The following is a 21,393-nucleotide window of genomic DNA, read 5'->3' as shown; positions in this document are numbered from 1 at the left end:
CTGCGCAACCTATTGAATTGACGCCCGCGAGGGCTCGACAGCGGCTACGAGGTGGGTTGGGTGGAACCGCGAACGATCAGTTCGGGCAGGAAATCCAGGGTGCGGGCCGGCGCCGTATCGCCGCGCAGGCGCTTGAGCAGGCAGTCGAAGGCACTGGCGCCAATCGCCTGCGTCGGTTGGGCGAGGGCGGTGATGCCGGTGCCCACCAGCGGGTACCAGTCCAGGTCATCCAGGGCGATCAGGCCGACGTCCGCGAACAGGTCGCACTCCAGCGCCTTGAGCGCGCGGGTGCAGGCGAGGGCGGCGATGCCGTTGGCGCAGAACACGGCTTTGGCGCCGGGCTTGGCCAGGAAGCTGCGCAGGCGCTTTTCCAGCGCGCCGTCCAGTTCCAGCACCGTGCCACTCAACGCCGGGCGGCGGGCAATCTCGGCGGTGAAACTGTCAAGGCGCTCCAGGCGCGAACTGGTGCCATCGGTGGCCTCGCTGACCAGCACTATCTCGCGATAGCCCTGTTGCTCAAGGTGTTCCAGCGCCATGCGTACCGCGGCCGGGTTATCCAAACCCACCAGGTCGCTGCGCAACGGTGCGACCTTGCGGTCCACCAGCACCAGGGGCATTTCCCGTTGCAGTTCCAGCAGTTGTTCGAGGTGGTGGCCGAGGGTGTTCACGATCAGCCCTTCGATGTTGTACGAGCGCAGCGCCGCCAGGTGCTGGCGTTCCTGCTCGTCATCGCGGTCGGTGTTGCACACCACCAGGCTGTAGCCGTGCTGGCGGCAGGCAGTTTCGACACCGTGCATCACGGCGATGGAATAGGGGTTGCGGATATCGGCCACCAGCATACCGATCAGGCGCGTGCGCCCGCGTTTCAAGCCACGGGCCATCTGGTTGGGGCGATAGCCGAGTTCGGCGATGGCGTGCTCGATGCGCAGGGCGATGGCATCGGAGAGCAGGGCGCGATCGTCGCCGATGAAGCGCGACACGCTGGCTTTGGACACGCCGGCGCGCTGGGCGACGTCGAGCATGGTCACGCGGCTGCGCTGGGCGGCGGAAAATGAGGTCACGGTAGAACCTTTCTTATTGGAATTGAGGCAACAGTACCTCTTGCACTGAAACCGGTTTCAGAAAACACCAGCCGATCAGTTTCGTCAAGATTATTTTGGCCAGGCCGAGCCGCCGTTAGAAGCCTCCAAACCGACGAATGGCGTCTCCACCTGTTAGTTCTGACAGTATCGGCCGTGGACGGAGCGTTGTTCAATAACCCCGACAGTGCCCCATCAAGCACGGCGAGCGGCCAGTGCGATTGCACGTGGAATCTATCTGAGTGGCGGGAGGTTTCTATGGGTACCAGCAGTCAACCAAACACGAACGGGCGTTCGGGCTCGGGGGGCATTCTGGTGCTTGATGCGCCAACAGTGCGCGACGTATTACCGGATGGTTTGCTCCCGGCTCAATTCAATTTTTCCGATCTACGGCTTTTGATTGAAACGCCTTGGGCGGTTTTACCCGGTACTGATAGATCCCAGTATGTGATTTTCGAGTGGCATGTCCGGGGTGCCAGGCCCGTTGATACACCTCCCCATGAATTGCGCGGGCCGCTGACAGATGCTGATTTCCCTTTAGCGCTGACGATTCCCCAGGCTTTCCTCTTGAGCAGCGCTATCGTGGATCTCAGGTTTCGAATTCATCACACCACACCGGATAGCCCGAGCTTCGACAACTCGGAGTTCGTGACGATCAGAATCGACCGAGATGCCCCGGGTGGTGGCGCGCTGCTGCCACCGGCTATTTTCCCGATCGATCCGATCACCGAGGCTTACCTCATCGCCAATCCCTTGGTGCCGATGGAAATCCCGCAGGGCTATCTGGGGCGTGAGGTGGGTGATGAAGTGTTGTTGTATTTTTCTGATATGAACGCACTACCAACGGGCATGCCCACCCTGATTTCATTGCCGCTGGCCAACGATAGCGGCCCGATCATCGTTGACGTGCCCAGCGAGGTGTTCCGCAGGTATCCAGGGGCGCTGTGGCTTTTTTGCTTTTATCGTTTGAAGGACCGTGCCGGTAATGTGAACCCGTTGTTTTCACAGGTGGCCCAGGTCGGGCTTCGCACTGACCTTCCCCCCGTCACTTATCCTCGGCCTCGCTTTCCCCAGTCGGAGTCTCATCCCAACCGCTACATGACGTGCAGTACCCAGCCGCCGATATGGTTCGGGGTCGAGGTTCTCATTGATCCAGATGCGAACATTCTTCATGGCGATTTGATCACGCTGAGGTTCCAGGGTTACGACAGGTACCCGGATCTCGATCCAAATCCCGACATCGTGGAGACCCTCGACCACTATTGGGACGAGGCGGAGGATGCCGCGGGCTATGTCTTCTGGATTCGGGATGTCGAGCGCCTGATCCGGCCATTGAAAAAAAATGCCGGTGGCGAGGCAAGCTACATGGTGTCCAGAGGAGGCGCCATTGTGGGCCGCTCAGCTTCCAGGGTCGTGCAGTTCGATCGTGTGGTGCCTGTTTCGCCACCACCGCCCAGCCCTGTTTATTGCTGGATTGACGGCAACGGCCCAGAGCCTTAGGCCCGATTATCTCGCACCCTCGGCGCCGGCTTGAACCGAAAGGTCCGGTGACGTCCTGACGGCAGTTTTTAAAGTGAGCGTAGTTGGTCGAAAGTCATTCGGCTGGCGAGAGTGTGTCCCGGTTTCAGTCTCCTGGCAGTAACTCAAACGACTGAACGAGCGATTAGGGCCCGCCCCTGTGCGCGGTGCCTATTTAAAACAGCAAGGAGAGACTGAAATGAGTGGAAAAAAAAGTTCGCCTACTGCATCTGCGCCTTTGGTTCTCAATGCGCCCACGGTTAGCGAGGCGCTGGATAATTCGACCGGCCTTATTCCAGTGAGCGTCGCATCTGTGGGCATTACCCTCCAATTGACCACAGGGGGCGTTTCGAGGAACAACGATTGGATGAGCGTCGAAATTCGCGACATCACGGTGACTCCGCCTACTTGGACTACCTTCGTGGCACCTTATCAAATCAACCTGAACCCGGTTCCTCCGATCATCAGCAGGTTTGTGCCTGCGCCAGTACCTGAGTTTCGACATGGTTTTTATGAACTCAGAAATACTCAGTACCGTAATGTCGGTAGCGTGCCAGGCTCTTCCTTCGATTCCTCCAACCCAGGCGCGTTCCGGGTCGATACCATTGCGCCCTATGCCATAGAGACGTCACGTGAGCAGCCGACTGTTCCAGTCTTCAACAATGTGCCGCCCGGTACAGTGATCAACGATGCGTTCCTGATAGCTGAAGGCGGCCTGGAGATTGGCATCCCCGCGAACACCTATGGCCCACAACCCGGGCGATATGAAGCGGGAGATAGGATTAACGTGTACTTCAGTCCGGTAATGGACCCGCGACCCGAGTATTTGGTGAGTGGTGACGGCATACCGATGCTGCCTACAGGCGGCACATTCTTCCTACCCAGGGCGCAGATTATTCTGAGTGGGCTGTACTATATTTTCTACACCATCACGGACCGGGCGGGTAACACCAGTCGCCCTTCGTTCAATGATTTTCGCACCGTCGCGTTGCTGGACGATCCCGTGCCGTTGCCGCTCTTCCTGCCATTGGCGCCGGCCCCGCGGGACGGCAGCACCGATGATCTGCTCGATATTCCGGATTTTGTACAAGGTATTGAAACGCACATTGAAGAGTATCTTGATCACGCTATAGGACTGGACAAGTTCGAGGTGCAATGGCAAGCACAGCCTTTTGGCCCGCAAACCACCGAGCTCAGGGCTTTTCCGGTGGTTTTCAATAATATGAATGCGGCGATCAAGGCTGCCTATACCCAGGCGCTTGGCCCACAGACGGTGAGCGTGCGCTACCGTATCGACCGAAATGGCGTGTTTTTCGAATCTCCCGATAAGACCGTGCGACTTGACTTGTCGGTGGAAGGACCGGTTTTACCAGGCACCCTGGAACCCGGCGATGTGAACCCCGCGCTGAACCTGGCGCAAGTGTATGGTGCGGTTTCAGATGAACTGAATACCCTGCGCATTGGCGATGCGGATCAACCCGTCAGGATTGTGATTCCACTCTGGGACATTGCTGCGTTGCCCCATGCCGAAAATAGGTTTTTCTTGTTCTGGGGACTTTCAAAAGAGCGGGTAGGGCCCTTTCCCCTCAGCACGACAACGCCTGGCGCCGACGCGACGTTCAACATCCCCTGGGAGGTAGTCGCCCGGCATGGCAATGGCATGCAGCCTGTCAGTTACGTTGTCACCGGCCCTGGCACCACTAACGAAAACCCGTCGGGCGTTACCCAGGTCAACGTGATCGATGCGGTGACCGTGGTACTGCCGGCTGCCGAATTCTTGCATCTTGATGCCAACGATGAGTGGAGCTGCCAATCCCTGCAAACTCGTGGGCCCGGTTCTCCGCCGACTTATTATGCCGAGGTGTTCATTCCAGCCGACCCGAGATTGGTGGCGGGTAACAGCGTGACGGTAACCGTTACTATCTCCTGCGAGGCCTTTGGTTTTCCACCGGGTCCATTCACGCAAGACTTTACCTATCCTTCGTTGCGCCCAGAGGATGTGACTAATGGCTTTAATGTCGAGATCCCTTATCGTCCATTCTTGACACAGTCTGTTCTTGGGCCTTGTGAAGTCACCTACAGCACGATTGTAAATACAGGGGCAACCGGTCACAGCGAGTTGGCCGAGGTGTACACAGTATTTTCCAACCCGGACACATACTGTGATGGGATGCAAATCGTCAGACCTTGACGCCGCTCCAAGTAGGGTCTCCCAAAGGGAAGCATGGCTTCCCTTTGGGCGTATTAGGCATTGCGAATTGTCCTCTCCAGGCGAGCATTCTTGTGCGCCTTATCCAGCACTTCTAGCCCTTGTGAGCATCACAGCTCGTTCAGATTAATCCTACAGTCATAGTTATGTTCGCTGCGTAATCTCTGCGCCGTACAGGTAAGGCTCCATTCCGAGGGAACGAGCCAAACCGTTTCAAAGGCTCTACCTCAGAGAGAGAACCCTATGTCTGTGTTAACTAACTTCGAGCTCAAACCACTGAGCAAGATGATGAAAGTTCCAACTATTACTTTTCTTATGTTTACGGCTGTTCAAACTACCGCACAAGCGGGCCAACTGATTGGCGAGTCAAAAACCATTCAGGCCAATGAACTGCAAAATGACTGGCAACTGGATCTGAAGTCCGAGTTGACCGTCAACGGCGCCCGCACACACCATATTCTGGTCAACGATTCGGCACTGATTGTAAACGCTGGCAGCCGGATCGATGACATCCGTGCCACCCAGGGTTCTTCCGTGAGCCTGAACGGTGCCACCGTCGATTCAAACCATGCGGTGTTCGGTGCGGTGCGACTGGATGATAGCGATGCGCTCATTCGCGACAGCAACATCACCAGCCATACCACGGTAGGCCTGCAAGCCTTCCAGAGCCACGACTCCGACAAGGGGGGCGTTGCCACGGTGTTTAACAGCACCATCAGCGGCCTCCTCGGCGGGGCAATCACAACTGGCAACAGCGAGCTGCACTTCAGTCAAAATACCTTGGTCGAAGGCACCGGCGCCGACAGTTTTGGCGTGTTTGTCGACGGCGCAACGGTCACTGCCAGCCAAAGCAGCATCGTGGGTGGTAAGAACGGTGTGTTGTTCACCGATGACTATGATAACGGTAGCGTTGGCAAACTGATCCTGGACAACTCCAGCGTTGAAGGTCGCAGCGGTTCCGCCCTCGTGGTCAATGGCGAGTACGGTTCGACCCCGGAAGTTGAAATTGATGTGCGCAATGGCTCCACGTTGACTGGCGGCAACGGCACGTTGCTGGAAGTCAACGGCAATGCCATGGCCACTATGAATGTCGACAACAGCCGATTGAACGGGAATGTCATCGTAGAAACGGGCAGTACGGCGCATTTGAACCTGCAGAACAACGCCGGCCTGACCGGTCAATTGCAGAATGTCACCAGCCTGAACGTCGGCGACCGGTCTTTCTGGGAGTTGACAGGCCACAGTCAAGTCGGCGCCTTGAGCCTGGCGGGCGGCACGGTTAAGTTCGGCCATACCGACGCGTTCTATCAGTTGGACCTGGACAGCCTCGACGGTAACGGCACCTTTGTCATGGGCACCGATTTCGCGCGTGGTATCACGGACTTCCTGAACATCGAGGGCGAAGCTAAAGGCAACCACCATCTGTTGCTCGCGGCGAGCGGCGCAGAGCCAGTCAACCCCGATGGTATTCGTATCGTTCACACGGGCGGCGGTGACGCACACTTCTCGCTGGTGGGCGACATGGTTGACGTTGGCGCTTATTCCTACGCCCTGAAAAAAGAAGGCACCGACTGGTTCCTCGACCCGAACAACCGTGTGATCAGCCCAGGCACTCGCTCGGTACTGGCGCTGTTCAACACCGCACCGACCGTGTGGTACGGCGAGGCGACTTCGCTGCGGACTCGCATGGGTGAGTTGCGTTTCGAGCCGGGTCAGGCGGGGCTGTGGGTCCGCGGTTACGGGAATAAGTACGAAGTGTCTGACAGTACTGGTGTTGGCTACAGCCAGAACCAGCAGGGCTTCACCCTGGGTGCCGACACGCCGTTGGCTGACAGCCAGTGGATGGTGGGGGTGATGGCTGGTCATAGCAGCTCGGACTTGAACCTCAAACGCGGTACTTCCGGTAACGTGAAGAGCTACTACCTGGGGGCTTACGCGACTTGGCTGGAAGAGGAAAGCGGGCTGTATTTCGATGCGGTCGCCAAGGTCAACCGGTTCCAGAATGAGTCCAAGGTCGGGCTGAGTGACGGCACCTCGTCCAAGGGCAAGTACAACAACACCGGTGGCGGTTTGTCGGCAGAGTTCGGTCGCAACATCAAGCTGGACGACGGCTTCTTTGTCGAGCCGTATGCCCAGGTCTCCACCGTGGTGATTCAGGGGGCCAATTACAACCTGGACAACGGCTTGCAAGCCAAGGGTGAGCGAACCCGTTCGATCATGGCCAAGGCCGGCGCGACGGTAGGGCGCGACATCCAACTCGACAGTGGCAGCGTGGTGCAGCCTTACCTGCGGGCGGCGATGGTGCATGAGTTTGCCAACAACAATAAGGTCTCGGTGAACAACAATGTGTTCAACAACGACCTGTCCGGTTCTCGTGCTGAATTCGGCGCGGGTGTTGCGGTGAAACTGTCGCAAAACCTGCAGCTGCATGCTGACCTCGAGCACAGCAGCGGCGGCAAGGTCGAACAGCCTTGGGGCGCCAACGTAGGTGTTCGTTACACTTGGTAAATGCGAGACATACAACAACGCCCGTGTCGAAAGATACGGGCGTTTTTTTTGGTATATTCCATCAACTGGTCAGGTCGAAATCGACCTCCAGAATATGCGGGTTTCCGTTCACATCTTCATCGGTAGTTGCACGCAGCGAACCTTTGATTTTAATGACGCCCGCGGCCAGTCCCTCAATGATCAATGTGCCTTCAATGCCACTCACCGTATAATGCGCCGTGGGAGACTTCACCGAATACCAAACTTGGACGCTGGTATTCTGCTGTTCTTCCAGTTTGATTACCTGGCCGACACGAAGAGTATCCGGCACCTGAATAAATAGTTCTTTTACGGTCACTGAGTTATCGGCGTGGCGTCCAGTGATTCTGTAGACCGCCTGTTCGAAGTCATGTGCCAGGGTCTGGGTCTGAAAGACCACGGTTGACAAATCGATGCGCGCATGGAAAGTGCCAGATGCAAGGTATCGTTTGGGACGCAATGCCTTTTGTTGTTCGGGGGTTAAAGTTTGCGCTTGTGCGGTCATGATCGCTTCTCCATCACTGATGATTGTGCGAGTCACAGAGACATCGATGGCTCTGTCTGAGCCATGTAATAGCAGAGTACCTGCGCTGTAAACTGTCAGAAGTAACAGTATACGGCGGGTGCGACTTATGCGTGATCATGAGGCTGATTTGCCGGCGTGCTTGATGTTGTTAGGGGGTGCCCTGAAACGGAGATTCTTGTCAGGTATGAGTATCTAAATAGGTCTTTTTTAATTCGGTTTTGTACTAACGTAAGTTGGCATGGGCACCGTCAGACAATTACGCTCAGCCAGGTCGCAGTCAATAGCAATAGCGCCATATATTGGTTGAAGCGTGTCATTGCACGAGGCGACGTGAAAACACGGCTTGTTCCAGCGCCCAGTAACGCCCAGACGCCGAGGCATGGAAGCGATATCAGGAAAAACACCAGGGAAAGACACACCACCTGGCTCTGGCGTTCCGCACCGTTGCCGGCAAACACGCTGACCACCGCCAACGCCATCATCCAGGTCTTGGGGTTGATCAATTGCAGGCTGGCCGCGCCGGTCAAGCCGAGACGCTTAGGTGTTGATTGCGCGTCCAAGGCCTGGGGGCGCGAGTTGAAAATCTGCCAGGCCAGGTAGCTCAACCACGCGACACCGGCCCATTGCATGGCCGTTTGCACCTTGGGCAGTTGCACCAGGGACTGGCCGACGCCCGAGCCGACCAGCAACACAATCCCCGCCGCGCCAGTGCAGGCCCCCAGGATGATCGGCAGGGCCGCTTTGAAGCCATAGCGCGCGCTGTTGCTCAGCACCAGGATGTTGGTGGGGCCGGGAGTAATGGCTGCGACGAAGGCAAACAGCATAAAAGGCAGCAAGCTGGACAACATGGCGGTGGACTCCGGTAAACCCATTGATGGAGTCGATCTTGACCAGCGTTCATATCACCTGTCTGGAAGATTTGAGCAGCGCTTGCGGTAGGCGGCGGGCGTCAGGCCATAAGCGCGCACGAACCAGCGGCCCAGGTGGCTCTGATCGGCAAAGCCCAGGGCGATCGCCACATCGGCCGGTTGTTCACCCTTGGCCAGCAAGTGCCGCGCGCGGGCCAGGCGCAGTTGCACCAGATAAGCATGGGGCGGCAGGCCAAACGCGCTCCTGAACGCCCGGGTCAGGCGGAAGCGGTCGACGCCGCAGGCCAGCGCCAGGGCATCCATGCCTACATCGTGATGCAGGTGGGCATGCAGGTATTCCCGGGCTTTGTGGGCGACCAGCGGCAGGCGTGGGTCGTCACGGTAACGGCTGCGCCAGTGGAGCTGGCCGGTGAGGCGTTCGAGCAACTGGTCCATGGCCCGTTGTCGCACGATGCGCAACTCGCCGCTGTGCAGGGTGCGAAAGGCTTGGCTGGTGGCGAGGGCCAGGCGCGGGTCGTTGGTCAAGGTCGCGGCAAAACTCAGCTGGCTGTTGACGGGAGCCTCTTCGAAGACCGCGCTCACTTCCCGCGTCAACCACTGCGGGTCGAGGTAGAGCATGTGGTAGGTAAAACCGTCGGCCGTGGGCGCGTCGCCGTCATGCAACTCGCCGGGTTCCACCAGGAACACCTGGCCGGGCACGCTGTTGTGGCGCGTGCGGCGGCAGTTGAATTGCTGCACGCCTTGTTCGGTCACGCCGATCAGGTAGCTGTCGTGCCAATGGGGATCGTAGGCATGGCCTTCGAAATGCGCGCGCAGGGTCTCGATGCCGGTGTCGGCGTCCTGGGACAGATCGATCCAATTGTGCGCGGTCATCACAACACCGAGGCGGAATAGACGATGTTATCTAGCGCCCATCGAGCCGTGGGCGTCTAGAAGGTTTGTGCAGCGTCAATTGAACAGTCCCGCGGCAATATTGATCGAAAAGCCGAGGATCGCCGTGTTGAACAGAAACCCGATCAGCGATTGTCCCAGTACCACCTTGCGCATGCTGCGGGTGGCAACACCCACGTCCGACGTTTGCACGGCGACGCCGATGGTGAAGGAAAAGTACAGGAAGTCCCAATAGTTGGGGGTCAACAAACCCTCGGCAAAGCGCAGCGCCGGCTCTTTGCCGGCCCAGGTGTAATAGAGCCGGGCGTAGTGAACGCTGAAGATCACCCCGATCAACAACCATGAGCCGATGACCGTCAGGCCGGTAAAACCGTAGTGCAACAGCCGCTCGGCGGTGCTCAGGTCCTTGCTGCCGACCAGTTCGAAGGTGATGGTGGCCAGGCTGGCGATGGCTGCGATGCACACCGTGAACAGCACCAGGCCGGCGTTTTCATCCTCGATCTCGGCGATGCGTTTGACGTCTTCGGCCTTGGCGCGGATGGTCAGCCACAGCATCAGCACCAGGTAGATCCAGACGCCGGCATTCCAGCCGATCAGGATTTTGCTCACGAGTGTATCGGCGGGTACCAGGATGCCAACGGCAAGGCCCAGGACGGCGGCGCAAGAGAGGCGAGGGTGGGTGCGGGCGAGGAAGGGCATGGGTGCTCACAACAAGGGCGGTTGTGAGCACCATAGCGCATTTTTGCGCGGGTTATGGACGCTTGCGCACCAGCTTCATGACGACCACAAAGAACACCGGCACAAACACCACCGCCAGCGTCGCAGTGATCATCCCGCCGATCACCCCCGTACCGATCGCTTGCTGGCTCGCCGAACTGGCGCCGGTGGCAATCGCCAGGGGCACCACGCCGAGGATGAACGCCAGCGAGGTCATGATGATCGGCCGCAAGCGCAGCCGCGCGGCCTTCAAGGTTGCGTCGAGCAAGTCTTCGCCCTGCTCGTACAGGTCCTTGGCGAACTCAATGATCAGGATCGCGTTCTTCGCCGACAGGCCGATGATGGTGATCAGCCCGACCTTGAAGAACACATCGTTGGGCATGCCGCGCAAGGTCACGGCCAACACCGCGCCGAGCACGCCCAGCGGCACCACCAGCAGCACCGATGTCGGGATCGACCAGCTTTCATACAGGGCGGCCAGGCACAGGAACACAATCAGCAGCGACAGGCCCAGCAACAGCGGCGCCTGGGAGCCGGACAGGCGTTCCTGCAACGACAGGCCGGTCCATTCCTGGCCCAGGCCCGCCGGCAGTTGGTTGACCAGGCGCTGGATTTCTTCCATCGCCTCGCCCGTGCTGTGCCCCGGTGCCGCTTCACCGGAAATGGCGATGGCCGGGTAGCCGTTGTAACGGGTCAACTGCGTCGGTCCCTGGGTCCACTTGGCTGCGACGAACGCCGACAGCGGCACCATCTCGCCGGCCTTGTTGCGCACGTTGATCTTCAACAGATCCGCGACCTGGCTGCGTTGGTCGCCTTCGGCCTGCACCACCACGCGCTGCATGCGGCCCTGGTTGGGGAAGTCATTGATGTAGGCCGAACCGATGGCCGACGACAGTACATTGCCCACATCGGCGAAGGACACGCCCAGCGCGTTGGCCTGCTTGCGGTCGACCTGCAACTGCACTTGCGGCGCTTCGGCCAGGGCGCTTTCACGCACGTTGGCCAGGATCGGGCTTTTTCCCGCAGCGTCCAGCAGTTCGGTACGCGCCGCCATCAACGCCGCGTGGCCGACGCCGCCACGGTCCTGCAAGCGGAACTCGAAACCGCTGCTGGTGCCGAGGCCGTCCACCGGTGGGGGCAGGATCGCATAGGCAATCGCGTCCTTCAGTTCGGTGAACGCCATGTTGGCGCGGTCGGCAATCGCGGCGGCCGAATCGTCGCTGCTGCGTTGCGACCAATCCTTGAGCGTGGTGAACGCCAGCGCCGCGTTCTGCCCGGAGCCGGAGAAACTGAAGCCCATGATCATGGTGGTGTCGCCAACCCCGGGCTCTTCGGCGTTGTGCGCTTCGATCTGTTCGGCCACTTGCACCGTGCGGTTCTTGCTCGCGCCCGGCGGCAACTGGATATCGGTGATGGTGTAACCCTGGTCTTCCACCGGCAGGAACGAGGAGGGCAGGCGACTGAACATCACCCCCAGGCCCACCAGCAGCACCAGGTAGATCAGCAGGTAACGGCCGCTGCGCTTGAGGGCATACGCCACCCAGCCTTCGTAGCGGTCGGTGAGCCGTTCGAAACGCCGGTTGAACCAGCCGAAGAACCCGCCCTTGGTGTGGTGCTCATCCTTGGCGATCGGCTTGAGCAGGGTCGCGCAAAGTGCCGGGGTCAAGGTCAGGGCGAGGAACGCCGAGAACAGGATCGAGGTGGCCATCGACAGCGAAAACTGCTGGTAGATCACCCCCACCGAGCCTGGCATGAATGCCATCGGCAGAAACACCGCCACCAGCACCAACGTAATGCCGATGATGGCCCCGGTGATCTGGCCCATGGCCTTGCGCGTGGCCTCTTTGGGCGACAGGCCCTCGCTGACCATGATCCGCTCGACGTTCTCCACCACCACGATCGCATCGTCCACCAGGATACCGATGGCCAGCACCATACCGAACATGGTCAGCACGTTGATCGAGAACCCGAGCAACAGCATGGTGGCGAAGGTGCCCATCAACGCAATCGGTACCACCAGGGTCGGGATCAGCGTGTAGCGCACGTTCTGCAGGAACAGGAACATCACCGCGAACACCAGCGCCATCGCTTCGAGCAGGGTGTAGACCACCTTGGTGATCGAGACTTTGACGAACGGTGAGGTGTCATACGGGATCTTGTATTCGACATTGGCCGGGAAGTAGCGCGACAGCTCATCCATCTTCGCCCGCACCATGTTCGCGGTGCTCAGCGCATTGGCGCCCGGCGACAGTTGCACACTGACGGCGGTGGACGGCTTGCCGTTCAGGCGTGTGGAGAACTGGTATTCCTGGCTGCCGACTTCCACCCGTGCCACATCGCCGATACGCACGGTGGAACCGTCGGGGTTGGCCTTGAGCACGATGTCGGCGAATTCGGCCGGCGTGGACAACTGGCCCTTGACCAGGATCGCCGCGGTGATTTCCTGGGTCTTGGTGCCCGGCAAGTCGCCGATGCTGCCGGCGGAAACCTGGGCGTTCTGCGCGCTGATCGCGGCATTCACGTCGGCCGGGGTCAGGTTGAAACCGATCAGCTTCTGCGGGTCGATCCACACCCGCATGGCCCGCTCGGCGCCATACAGCTGGGCCTTGCCCACCCCGTCGAGGCGCTTGAGTTCGTTCATCACGTTGCGCGCCAGGTAGTCGCTGAGCGCCACGTCATCGAGCTTGCCGTCGCTGGAGGTCAGGGTCACCAGCAGCAGGAAAGCCGGCGGAGACTTTCTCCACCTGTAAACCCTGCTGGGTCACCGCCTGGGGCAAGCGCGATTCCACGGCCTTGAGGCGGTTCTGCACGTCGACCTGGGCCATCTCCGGGTTGGTGCCCGGCTGGAAAGTCGCGGTGATGGTGGCCGAGCCGAGGCTGCTCTGGGATTCGAAATACAGCAGGTGATCGGCGCCATTGAGCTCTTGCTCGATCAGGCTGACCACGCTTTCATCCAGGGTCTGCGCCGAAGCGCCGGGGTACACCGCGTGGATTTCGACTTTCGGCGGTGCGACGTTGGGGTACTGGGCCACCGGCAACTGCGGGATGGCGAGCGCGCCGGCCAGCAGGATAAACAGGGCGACCACCCAGGCGAAGATCGGGCGGTCAATAAAGAACTGCGGCATGGTCAAAGATCCTTATTGGCCGGAAGCCTGGGCGGGCGGTGGCGGGCTGTCATCCACTTGAACTTTTTCACCGGGACGCGCGTGTTGCACGCCCTCGACGACGATGCGGTCACCGGCCTTGAGCCCGGCGCTGACGACCCAGCGGTCATCGATCACCGCGCCCAATTCCACCGGTTGCAAACTCACGGTTTGTTCGGCGTCCAACAACAGCACCATCGGGATGCCGGCGCTGTCGCGGGTGATCGCGCGTTGCGGCACGCTGATGCCTTGGCGGTCGACCGCCTGTTCCAGGCGCACGCGCACGAAACTGCCGGGCAGCAGGTCGAGGTCCGGGTTGGGGAACTCGCTGCGCAGGATGATCTGCCCGGTGCCGGGGTCGACGCTGATCTCGGCGAAGAGCAATTTGCCCGGCAGCGGATACAGGCTGCCGTCGTCCTGGATCAGCGTGGCCTTGGCCTGGTCCTGGCCGACCTGTTTCAGGCTGCCGGCGCGGAAGGCGCGGCGCAGCTCGTTCAACTCACGGGTGGACTGGGTCAGGTCGGCGTGGATCGGGTCCAATTGCTGGATGATCGCCAGCGGCGTGGCCTCGTTCTGGCCGACCAGCGCGCCTTCGGTCACCAGCGCACGCCCGATGCGCCCGGAAATCGGCGCGGTGACGGTGGCGTAGCCCAGGTTCAGTTTGGCCCGTTCGACGGCGGCCTTGTTCGCGGCGACCTCGGCGTTGGTCTGGCGCAGGGCGGCGCGGGCGTTGTCGTAGTCCTGGCCGCTGATGGCGTTGCCTTCGACCAACTGGCTGTAGCGCTGTTCTTGCAGGCGCGCCTGGAACGCATTGGCCTCGGCCTTGCTCAGGTTGGCCTGAGCGCTGTCCAGATCGGCCTTGAACGGGGCTGGGTCGATGCGAAACAGCACGTCGCCCTGTTTCACGTCATGGCCTTCCTTGAACACCCGCTGCATCACCACCCCGGCGACCCGCGCGCGCACTTCGGCAATGCGCGGCGCGGCAATGCGCCCGCTCAGTTCACTGCTGATGGACAGGGGTTTGGCCTCGAGGGTTTCGATGCGGACTGTGGCCAGGGGCATTTCCGGTGCTTCGGCGGACGACTCGTCACACGCACTCAGGGCGAGTGTCAGTGCCAGCAAGCAAAACGGCGCAAACAGATTCTTCGACATGCTCTTATCCCAATATTGACTGGTGCATCCTAATGTCGCCGGCACTGCGCTGCTGTGAAGCTGTGTAGGTCGTCTGTGAAGAAATGTAAGGTGCAGCCCACGTTCGGCCGCGGGCGTATATCCTTGCACAACCTTGCAAACACTGAAGATCAAATGTGGCAGGGCGCAAGTCCCCTCCCACATGGGATTTGTGTAAGACCCATAACTGCATTATTTGGAAACACCATGCCCAACATCCTCCTGGTCGAAGACGACGCCGCGCTCTCCGAGCTGATTGCCAGCTACCTGGAGCGCAATGGCTACCACGTCAGCGTGCTGAGCCGGGGCGACCATGTTCGCGAACGCGCGCGGCTCAACCCGCCGGACCTGGTGATCCTCGACCTGATGCTGCCCGGCCTCGACGGCCTGCAGGTGTGCCGTTTGCTGCGCGCCGATTCGGCGGGCCTGCCGATCCTGATGCTGACCGCCCGCGATGACAGCCACGACCAGGTGCTGGGCCTGGAAATGGGCGCCGACGACTACGTCACCAAACCCTGCGAGCCCCGCGTGCTGCTGGCCCGGGTCCGCACGCTGTTGCGCCGCAGCAGCTTGTCCGAACCGCAGGTGGCCAACGACCAGATCGTCATCGGCAACCTGTGCATCGACCTGTCGGAACGCACCGCGACCTGGCGCGAGCAGGCGGTGGAGTTGTCCAGCGGCGAATACAACCTGCTGGTGGTGCTGGCGCGGCATGCCGGTGAAGTGCTCAGCCGCGATCAGATCCTGCAACGCCTGCGCGGGATCGAGTTCAACGGCACCGACCGCTCGGTGGACGTGGCCATCTCCAAGCTGCGCCGCAAGTTCGACGACCACGCCGGGGAAGCGCGCAAGATCAAGACGGTGTGGGGCAAAGGCTATCTGTTCAGCCGATCAGAGTGGGAATGCTGAGTCATGTTTCGTGTGCTGCTGCGTCTCTATCTGATCACGATCGTCACCTACAGCGCGGCGATCTTCCTGATTCCCAAGCTGGTGATCCAGGTGTTCGAGCACCGCTACGTGGACTACAACGTCGAACAGTCCCGCGGCCTGCAGAAACTCATCGTCAAGCAATACCAGCGGGCGCCGGTGGAGCGCTGGTCCCAGGTCACCGAACAACTGGGCCGTGACTTCGCGCCGCTCAAGGTCGAACTGCTGTTGCACCAGGACGCGCGCTACACCCCCGAAGAAGAGCAGCTGCTGGCCCAAGGCAAGCCGGTGATCCGCCTGGGCGAGTGGGGGTGGATGGCCGAGGTCAGCTCACCGATCAACCCGCAGTTTGCGGTCAAGCTGACGATCCCGCCGGACTCGCTGGACATGAACCTGCTGTACTGGTCGATGAACGTACTGATCGGTGCCGCGCTGCTCGCCTGCCTGCTGGTATGGCTGCGCCCGCACTGGCGCGACCTGGAGCGCCTGAAAAGCACTGCCACGCAGTTGGGCAAGGGGAATTTTGGCGAACGCACGCGCATTCCGCCAAGTTCCAATATCGGCAGCCTGGCGACGGTGTTCGACACCATGGCCGACGATATCGAACACCTGTTGAACCAGCAGCGTGACTTGCTCAACGCGGTCTCCCACGAACTGCGCACGCCCCTGACGCGCCTGGACTTCGGCCTGGCCCTGGCGTTGTCCGAAGACCTGCCCCAGGCCAGCCGCGAGCGCCTGCAAAGCCTGGTGGCGCATATCCGTGAGCTGGATGAGCTGGTGTTGGAGTTGCTCTCCTATAGCCGCCTGCAAAACCCTGCGCAGCTGCCGGAGCGGGTCGAGGTGGTGCTCGACGAGTTTGTCGACAGCGTGCTGGGCAGCGTCGACGACGAACTGGAGCACCCCGAGATTGTGATCGACGTGGCGCTCGACTGCAGCGTCGAGCGCTTCAGCCTCGACCCGCGCCTGACCGCCCGCGCCCTGCAAAACCTGCTGCGCAATGCCACGCGCTACTGCGACAAACGCATCCAGGTGGGGGTCAAGGTATGTCCCACGGGCTGCGAAATCTGCGTGGACGATGATGGCATCGGTATTCCGCCGGACCAGCGCGAACGCATCTTCGAGCCGTTCTATCGCCTGGACCGCAGCCGCGACCGCTCCACCGGCGGGTTTGGCCTGGGCCTGGCGATCAGCCGACGCGCCCTCGAAGCCCAGGGCGGCACCCTGACCGCGCAGGCTTCACCGCTCGGCGGTGCGCGGTTTCGTGTGTGGTTGCCGAGTGTGACGGATTAGAAAAACCGGGTGGGAAGGCGCACACTGTGTCCCCGCTTTACCCGAGGAGAGATTGGCAATGACCGGTGTTCACACGTCTGCGCAACAGGGTTTTTCGACCCAGGCCGTCACTTACGCCCAGGGCCGACCGAACTATCCGCGGCAACTCACGGGCTGGCTGGCTGACGTACTGCGCATCGACGCGCAGTCGACGGTGATCGACCTGGGTGCCGGCACCGGCAAGTTCACGCGCCTGCTGAACGCCCTGGCGCCGACGCTGATTGCCGTCGAACCCGTGCAGGCGATGGCTGCGCAATTGGCCAGGTTGTTGCCGGATGTGCGCTTGGTCAACGGCACCGCTGAATCCATCCCCCTGGCGTCCGCCTGCGCCGATGCGCTGGTCTGCGCCCAGTCCTTCCACTGGTTCTCCACCCAGGCTGCGTTGGCGGAAATTCACCGCGTGCTCAAGCCCGACGGGCGTCTGGGGCTGGTGTGGAATGTGCGGGATGAATCGGTGGACTGGGTGGCAGCGATCACCGCGATCATCACGCCTTACGAGGGCGATACGCCGCGCTTTCACAGCGGAAAATGGCGCGAGGCGTTCACCGGCGAGTATTTTTCCGCCCCCGAGATGACCTGTTTTCCCTACAACCACGTCGGCAGTCCGCAGGAAGTGATCATGGATCGCTTCCTCTCCGTCAGCTTTATCGCGGCACTGCCCGCCGCTGAAAAAGCCGAGGTCACCGCGCAATTACGCAACCTGATCGCCACTCACCCGGCGTTGAAAGGCCGCGATACCGTGGCCTTTCCCTATCAGACCCAAGCCTACGTTTGCCAGCGACTGACGTAAAAGGCATAAAGTCAGATCATATTGATATAAGTGGTTATAAGAAAAATCGCTATCCTGCGGCCAGAATTTTACAAGGCCGCAGGTAGCTGTGATGGATGTGGGTAACGTTGGTTTCGTAGTTGCAGGCCTGATCGTTGGTTTTATCGTCGGCATGACCGGTGTCGGCGGGGGCTCCTTGATGACCCCGATCCTACTGTGGTTCGGCATTAACCCGGCCACCGCCGTGGGCACCGACTTGTTGTACGCCGCCATCACCAAGTCCGGTGGGGTGCTGGTGCATGGCAAAAACAAGAACATCGACTGGACCATCACCGGCTGGCTCACCTTGGGCAGCGTGCCCGCGGTGCTGCTGACCCTGTGGTTCCTCGCCAGCCTGCACACCGACCCCAGCGCGATGAACGCGGTGATCAAACAGGCGCTCGGCGTGGTGTTGCTGCTGACCGCCCTGGCGATTCTGTTCAAGCATCGCCTGTTGGCCTTCGCCCAGCGCCATGCTGGCGACGATTACCACATGCACCCGCGCAACCTGAACGCGCTGACGGTGGTCACGGGGGCGGTCCTCGGCACCATGGTGGCACTGACCTCAATCGGCGCCGGAGCCCTCGGCACCGTGGCGCTGTTTATCCTTTACCCGTTCCTCGCCACGCGGCGCCTGGTCGGCACCGAGATCGCCCACGCCGTACCCCTGACGCTGGTAGCGGGCCTGGGCCACGCCGGCATGGGCAATATGGATTGGCACCTGCTGGGCTTTTTGCTGATGGGGTCGCTGCCGGGTATCTACATCGGTAGCCACATGGCCGGTAAAGTCCCGGACGGCGTGCTGCGCCCGTGTCTGGCGATCATGTTGATGAGCATCGGTTATAAGCTGGCTTTCTAAGGTACGCGGTCGCGTATTGCCGCTGCTCACCGCCTCGATCAAGCAGGTGGCTTGAACAGCACCACCGCCGCGCGCAATTTGTTGTTGCCGAACCGGCACATGCGCTCGAACTCCGCGTGGCTGACCGGCAGGTGCTGGCAGTCCAGGGGCTGGCGGTGCTGGCTGTGGTCCACATCCGGGTCGTGCAGGTAGACAAAGTCGTCGTCGCAGTCGGTGACCATCACCCAGTGCGGCGACTTGGAGCGGGTCAGCCGATAGCTGCTGATCAGCACCAACGGCTGCCCGCCGTCGCGCAGTACCCTGGGCAGATCCAGCGCGCCGCCGAGCACTTGCTCGACCGTGCTGGTGGCCAACTCTTCCTCGAAGGCGTCATGCACTAAACGCATGACGTCCTTTTTATGTTGATCGCGCACGCCGTCGAGAAACAACGGCCCGCGTACATTCACCTGCATCCGCACACGAAAGCCCCGACGCCAGGCGGCCAGCGCCAGGCCTTGAGGGCTGCAACCGCCATGGCCGGCGGTCATGAACACGGTGGTCGCTTCACGCCAGATTTGCAGTTCTTCGCGGCGTGTGGCGACGCGCTCCGGCACCAACGCGCCCATGGCCATCAGCAGGCAGGCGGCGCCACAGGTGAAGTCGGTGGTTTGCGGGTAATACGGCACACGCTCCACGCGCGCGTCCTGGTGCTGGACGATGCGTTTTTCCAGGCGCAGGGCGGGAGCGTGGTCTTCGTAGTAATCGTTGATCAGCGCAAAGCGCCGGTAGCCGTTGCGTTCATACAGGGCGAGGGCGCCGGGGTTGTCGCTGCGCACTTCGAGGCGCAGGTACGCACAGTCGTGCTCCACCGCGCAGGCCTCGATGCGACTCAGCAACTGCTTGCCCAGGCCGAGGCCGCGCGCGTGTTCGGCGATGGCAATCGAGTACAGCCGCGCCAGGGACGTGCCGCGATGGAACAACACCAGCGCATACCCGAGCAATTGGCCGTCCTGTTCAGCCACCAGCAACTCGCCATGGGCGCGGCTGATCATCCAGTGGAAGCTGCGCGGCGACAGTCGATCGGTGGTGAAACAGTGCTGTTCCAGTGCCACCAATGTCGGCACATCGCTGGGGGTTGCAACGCGAAAGAAAAGAGCCATATGACCGCCGTAAAAGTTGCGTAATGAAACGGGACTTCTCTAAAAGATCGTGCTTAATAGAAAAGGTCGAGTTCTCTAAAGCGGATCAAATATTATGTCGGCGGTACAAAGTCATTGGCGTGAAGTATCCGAGCAAACAGTCGCGGCGACAATAACTTCCAAAGGTTATTTTTCTGCTCCGCCCAGAGGCACGAGCCAAGTGGTGATCATTGTCGAACGCAAGGAAGACTGGGCCTCCTACTTCCCCAGCGAAGACATCGTCACGGCCCAGGAATATCTCGAACAAACCCGCGAAAGCGAGACCGGCAAGCGTGTGCAGGTGATCAACCTGTGTCGCGGCTACAAGTACCTGGGGCACGGTTACTACTGCTCACTGTTGGCCGAGGCTCGCGGGCACAAGGTGATTCCATCGGTGCGGACCATCAGTGAACTGACCAAGAAGTCACTGTACGGGCTGGCCCTGGACGACCTGGATAAAACCCTCGATAAAGCCTTGAGTCATCATCTTTACAGCAATACCGAAGGTTTTACGCTGACACTTTATTTTGGTCGAGCCAATATAGAACCGTTGCAGGAGTTGGCCCGCCAACTGTTTGAAGCGTTCCCGTGCCCGATCTTGTTAGTTGAGTTCAAAAAGAATAACGGCTGGCATATCGAAGGGGTCAAGTCTGGCATCTTGCACAAGTTGCGCGATGACCAGGAAGACCAATTCGCCCACGCCCTCGACAACTTCAGCCGCAAGATCTGGCGTCAGCCGCGCTCACGCCGATTGGCCCGCTATGACCTGGCGATCCTGCATGATCCCCAGGAGCAATTGCCGCCGTCCAACGCCAGGGCCCTGGAAAATTTCATCAGGGTCGGCAAGGGTTTGGGTATCGATGTGGAGCTGATCGAGCGCAAGGACTACGCGCGCCTGGCCGAATACGACGCCTTGTTGATCCGCGAGACCACCAGCGTCGACAACCATACCTACCGTTTCGCCAAGAAAGCCGAAAGCGAAGGCCTGGTGGTGATGGACGACCCCGCGTCGATCCTGCGCTGTACCAACAAGGTCTACCTCACCGACCTGCTCAACAGCCATCAACTGGGCATGCCGGCCACCGAGATTCTCTACAAGGAACGACCGGAAGACTTCGAACGGGTCGGCGAACGCCTCGGCTTCCCCCTGGTGCTGAAAATCCCCGACGGCTGTTTCTCCCGCGGGGTGATCAAGGTCGAAAGCCAGGAAGCGTTGCTCAAGGCCACCGCCGAACTGTTCGAGCATTCGGTGCTGCTGTTGGCCCAGGAGTTTTTCTACACCGAGTACGACTGGCGCATTGGCGTACTCAACCGCAAGCCGATCTTTGCCTGCCAATACTTCATGTCCAAGGGCCATTGGCAGATCTACAACCACAAGGCCATCGGCGCGGACATCAACGGCGAATGCCGCACCCTGGCGGTCCACGAGGCGCCCAAGGCCGTGGTGGAGCTGGCGGTGAAGACCGCCAACCTGATCGGCGACGGCCTCTACGGCGTGGACCTCAAGCAATCGGGGGACAAAGTGGTGGTGATCGAGGTCAACGACAACCCCAACCTGGATGCCGGTATCGAAGATGCCTACTTGCAGGACGACCTGTATGGCCTGGTGCTGGAGGAATTCGTCCGACGCCTGGAGTTGAAGCGTCAGGGCCAGGTCTGGTGAGT

15 protein-coding genes and 1 pseudogene are annotated in these 21,393 nt (G+C 60.4%); 8 read left to right on the top strand and 8 right to left on the bottom strand.

All coding sequences use genetic code 11. The annotated features are described in order from the left end of the window. Positions 1-44 precede the first annotated feature (44 nt). Positions 45-1,061, bottom strand: coding sequence for a LacI family DNA-binding transcriptional regulator (locus ACVWZP_RS07810; protein ID WP_046383173.1), 1,017 nt, complete (start codon positions 1,059-1,061; stop codon positions 45-47). 276 nt (positions 1,062-1,337) lie between these two features. Between ACVWZP_RS07810 and ACVWZP_RS07805 the strand changes: the two genes are divergently transcribed. The 3 genes from ACVWZP_RS07805 to ACVWZP_RS07795 all read left to right on the top strand — a co-directional run bounded on the left by ACVWZP_RS07805 (position 1,338) and on the right by ACVWZP_RS07795 (position 7,314). Then, positions 1,338-2,579 (top strand): hypothetical protein, encoded by a 1,242-nt coding sequence (locus ACVWZP_RS07805; protein WP_301556304.1) that lies wholly within the window; start codon positions 1,338-1,340, stop codon positions 2,577-2,579. A gap of 217 nt (positions 2,580-2,796) precedes the next feature. Continuing rightward, positions 2,797-4,788: a hypothetical protein gene (locus ACVWZP_RS07800; RefSeq protein WP_457369634.1), complete on the top strand. Its 1,992-nt coding sequence runs from the start codon at positions 2,797-2,799 to the stop codon at positions 4,786-4,788. 261 nt (positions 4,789-5,049) lie between these two features. Next, the gene (locus ACVWZP_RS07795) at positions 5,050-7,314 is read left to right on the top strand and encodes an autotransporter outer membrane beta-barrel domain-containing protein (RefSeq protein ID WP_457369633.1); all 2,265 of its coding nucleotides are present in this window, start codon (positions 5,050-5,052) and stop codon (positions 7,312-7,314) included. 61 nt (positions 7,315-7,375) lie between these two features. Here ACVWZP_RS07795 and ACVWZP_RS07790 read toward each other — a convergent pair whose 3' ends face one another. From ACVWZP_RS07790 to ACVWZP_RS07765, 6 genes and pseudogenes are all read right to left on the bottom strand, one after another. Beyond that, entirely contained in the window at positions 7,376-7,837 is a 462-nt protein-coding gene (locus tag ACVWZP_RS07790; protein WP_046383177.1) for a hypothetical protein, read from the bottom strand. A gap of 269 nt (positions 7,838-8,106) precedes the next feature. Then, positions 8,107-8,706, bottom strand: coding sequence for a LysE family translocator (locus ACVWZP_RS07785; RefSeq protein ID WP_046383178.1), 600 nt, complete (start codon positions 8,704-8,706; stop codon positions 8,107-8,109). A 54-nt stretch (positions 8,707-8,760) separates the two neighbouring features. Further along, entirely contained in the window at positions 8,761-9,600 is an 840-nt protein-coding gene (locus ACVWZP_RS07780; RefSeq protein WP_301556303.1) for an AraC family transcriptional regulator, read from the bottom strand. A gap of 75 nt (positions 9,601-9,675) precedes the next feature. After that, positions 9,676-10,317 carry a DUF1345 domain-containing protein gene (locus ACVWZP_RS07775; protein ID WP_017848412.1) on the bottom strand — a complete coding sequence of 214 codons (642 nt, stop codon included), beginning with the start codon at positions 10,315-10,317 and terminating at the stop codon, positions 9,676-9,678. Positions 10,318-10,369: 52 nt separating this feature from the next. Continuing rightward, positions 10,370-13,460, bottom strand: a pseudogene (locus tag ACVWZP_RS07770) (multidrug efflux RND transporter permease subunit). Positions 13,461-13,472: 12 nt separating this feature from the next. Beyond that, the gene (locus ACVWZP_RS07765; protein ID WP_046383181.1) at positions 13,473-14,630 is read right to left on the bottom strand and encodes an efflux RND transporter periplasmic adaptor subunit; all 1,158 of its coding nucleotides are present in this window, start codon (positions 14,628-14,630) and stop codon (positions 13,473-13,475) included. Between the two features lie 225 nt (positions 14,631-14,855). Here ACVWZP_RS07765 and ACVWZP_RS07760 point away from each other — a divergent pair, with 225 nt between their 5' ends. The 4 genes from ACVWZP_RS07760 (at position 14,856) to ACVWZP_RS07745 (ending at position 18,571) form a co-directional block, all read left to right on the top strand. Next, a complete protein-coding gene (locus ACVWZP_RS07760; RefSeq protein WP_017848415.1) occupies positions 14,856-15,557 on the top strand; it encodes a response regulator transcription factor in 702 nt (233 codons plus the stop codon). Positions 15,558-15,560: 3 nt separating this feature from the next. After that, positions 15,561-16,865, top strand: a complete 1,305-nt coding sequence (locus tag ACVWZP_RS07755; RefSeq protein WP_046383182.1) for an ATP-binding protein — start codon at positions 15,561-15,563, stop codon at positions 16,863-16,865. Between the two features lie 58 nt (positions 16,866-16,923). After that, positions 16,924-17,694, top strand: a complete 771-nt coding sequence (locus ACVWZP_RS07750) for a class I SAM-dependent methyltransferase (RefSeq protein WP_017848417.1) — start codon at positions 16,924-16,926, stop codon at positions 17,692-17,694. A gap of 91 nt (positions 17,695-17,785) precedes the next feature. Beyond that, positions 17,786-18,571, top strand: coding sequence for a sulfite exporter TauE/SafE family protein (locus tag ACVWZP_RS07745; RefSeq protein WP_046383183.1), 786 nt, complete (start codon positions 17,786-17,788; stop codon positions 18,569-18,571). A gap of 38 nt (positions 18,572-18,609) precedes the next feature. Here ACVWZP_RS07745 and ACVWZP_RS07740 read toward each other — a convergent pair whose 3' ends face one another. Further along, complete coding sequence (locus ACVWZP_RS07740; protein WP_046383184.1) at positions 18,610-19,710, bottom strand: GNAT family N-acetyltransferase/peptidase C39 family protein; 1,101 nt, start codon at positions 19,708-19,710, stop codon at positions 18,610-18,612. A 94-nt stretch (positions 19,711-19,804) separates the two neighbouring features. Here ACVWZP_RS07740 and ACVWZP_RS07735 point away from each other — a divergent pair, with 94 nt between their 5' ends. Continuing rightward, positions 19,805-21,391, top strand: a complete 1,587-nt coding sequence (locus ACVWZP_RS07735; RefSeq protein ID WP_457369632.1) for a RimK family protein — start codon at positions 19,805-19,807, stop codon at positions 21,389-21,391. Positions 21,392-21,393 lie beyond the last annotated feature (2 nt).

This window comes from Pseudomonas sp. TE36184 (genome assembly GCF_054060055.1).
Note: the sequence above shows the minus strand (reverse complement) of the source record. Positions and strands in the feature narration are given on the sequence as shown.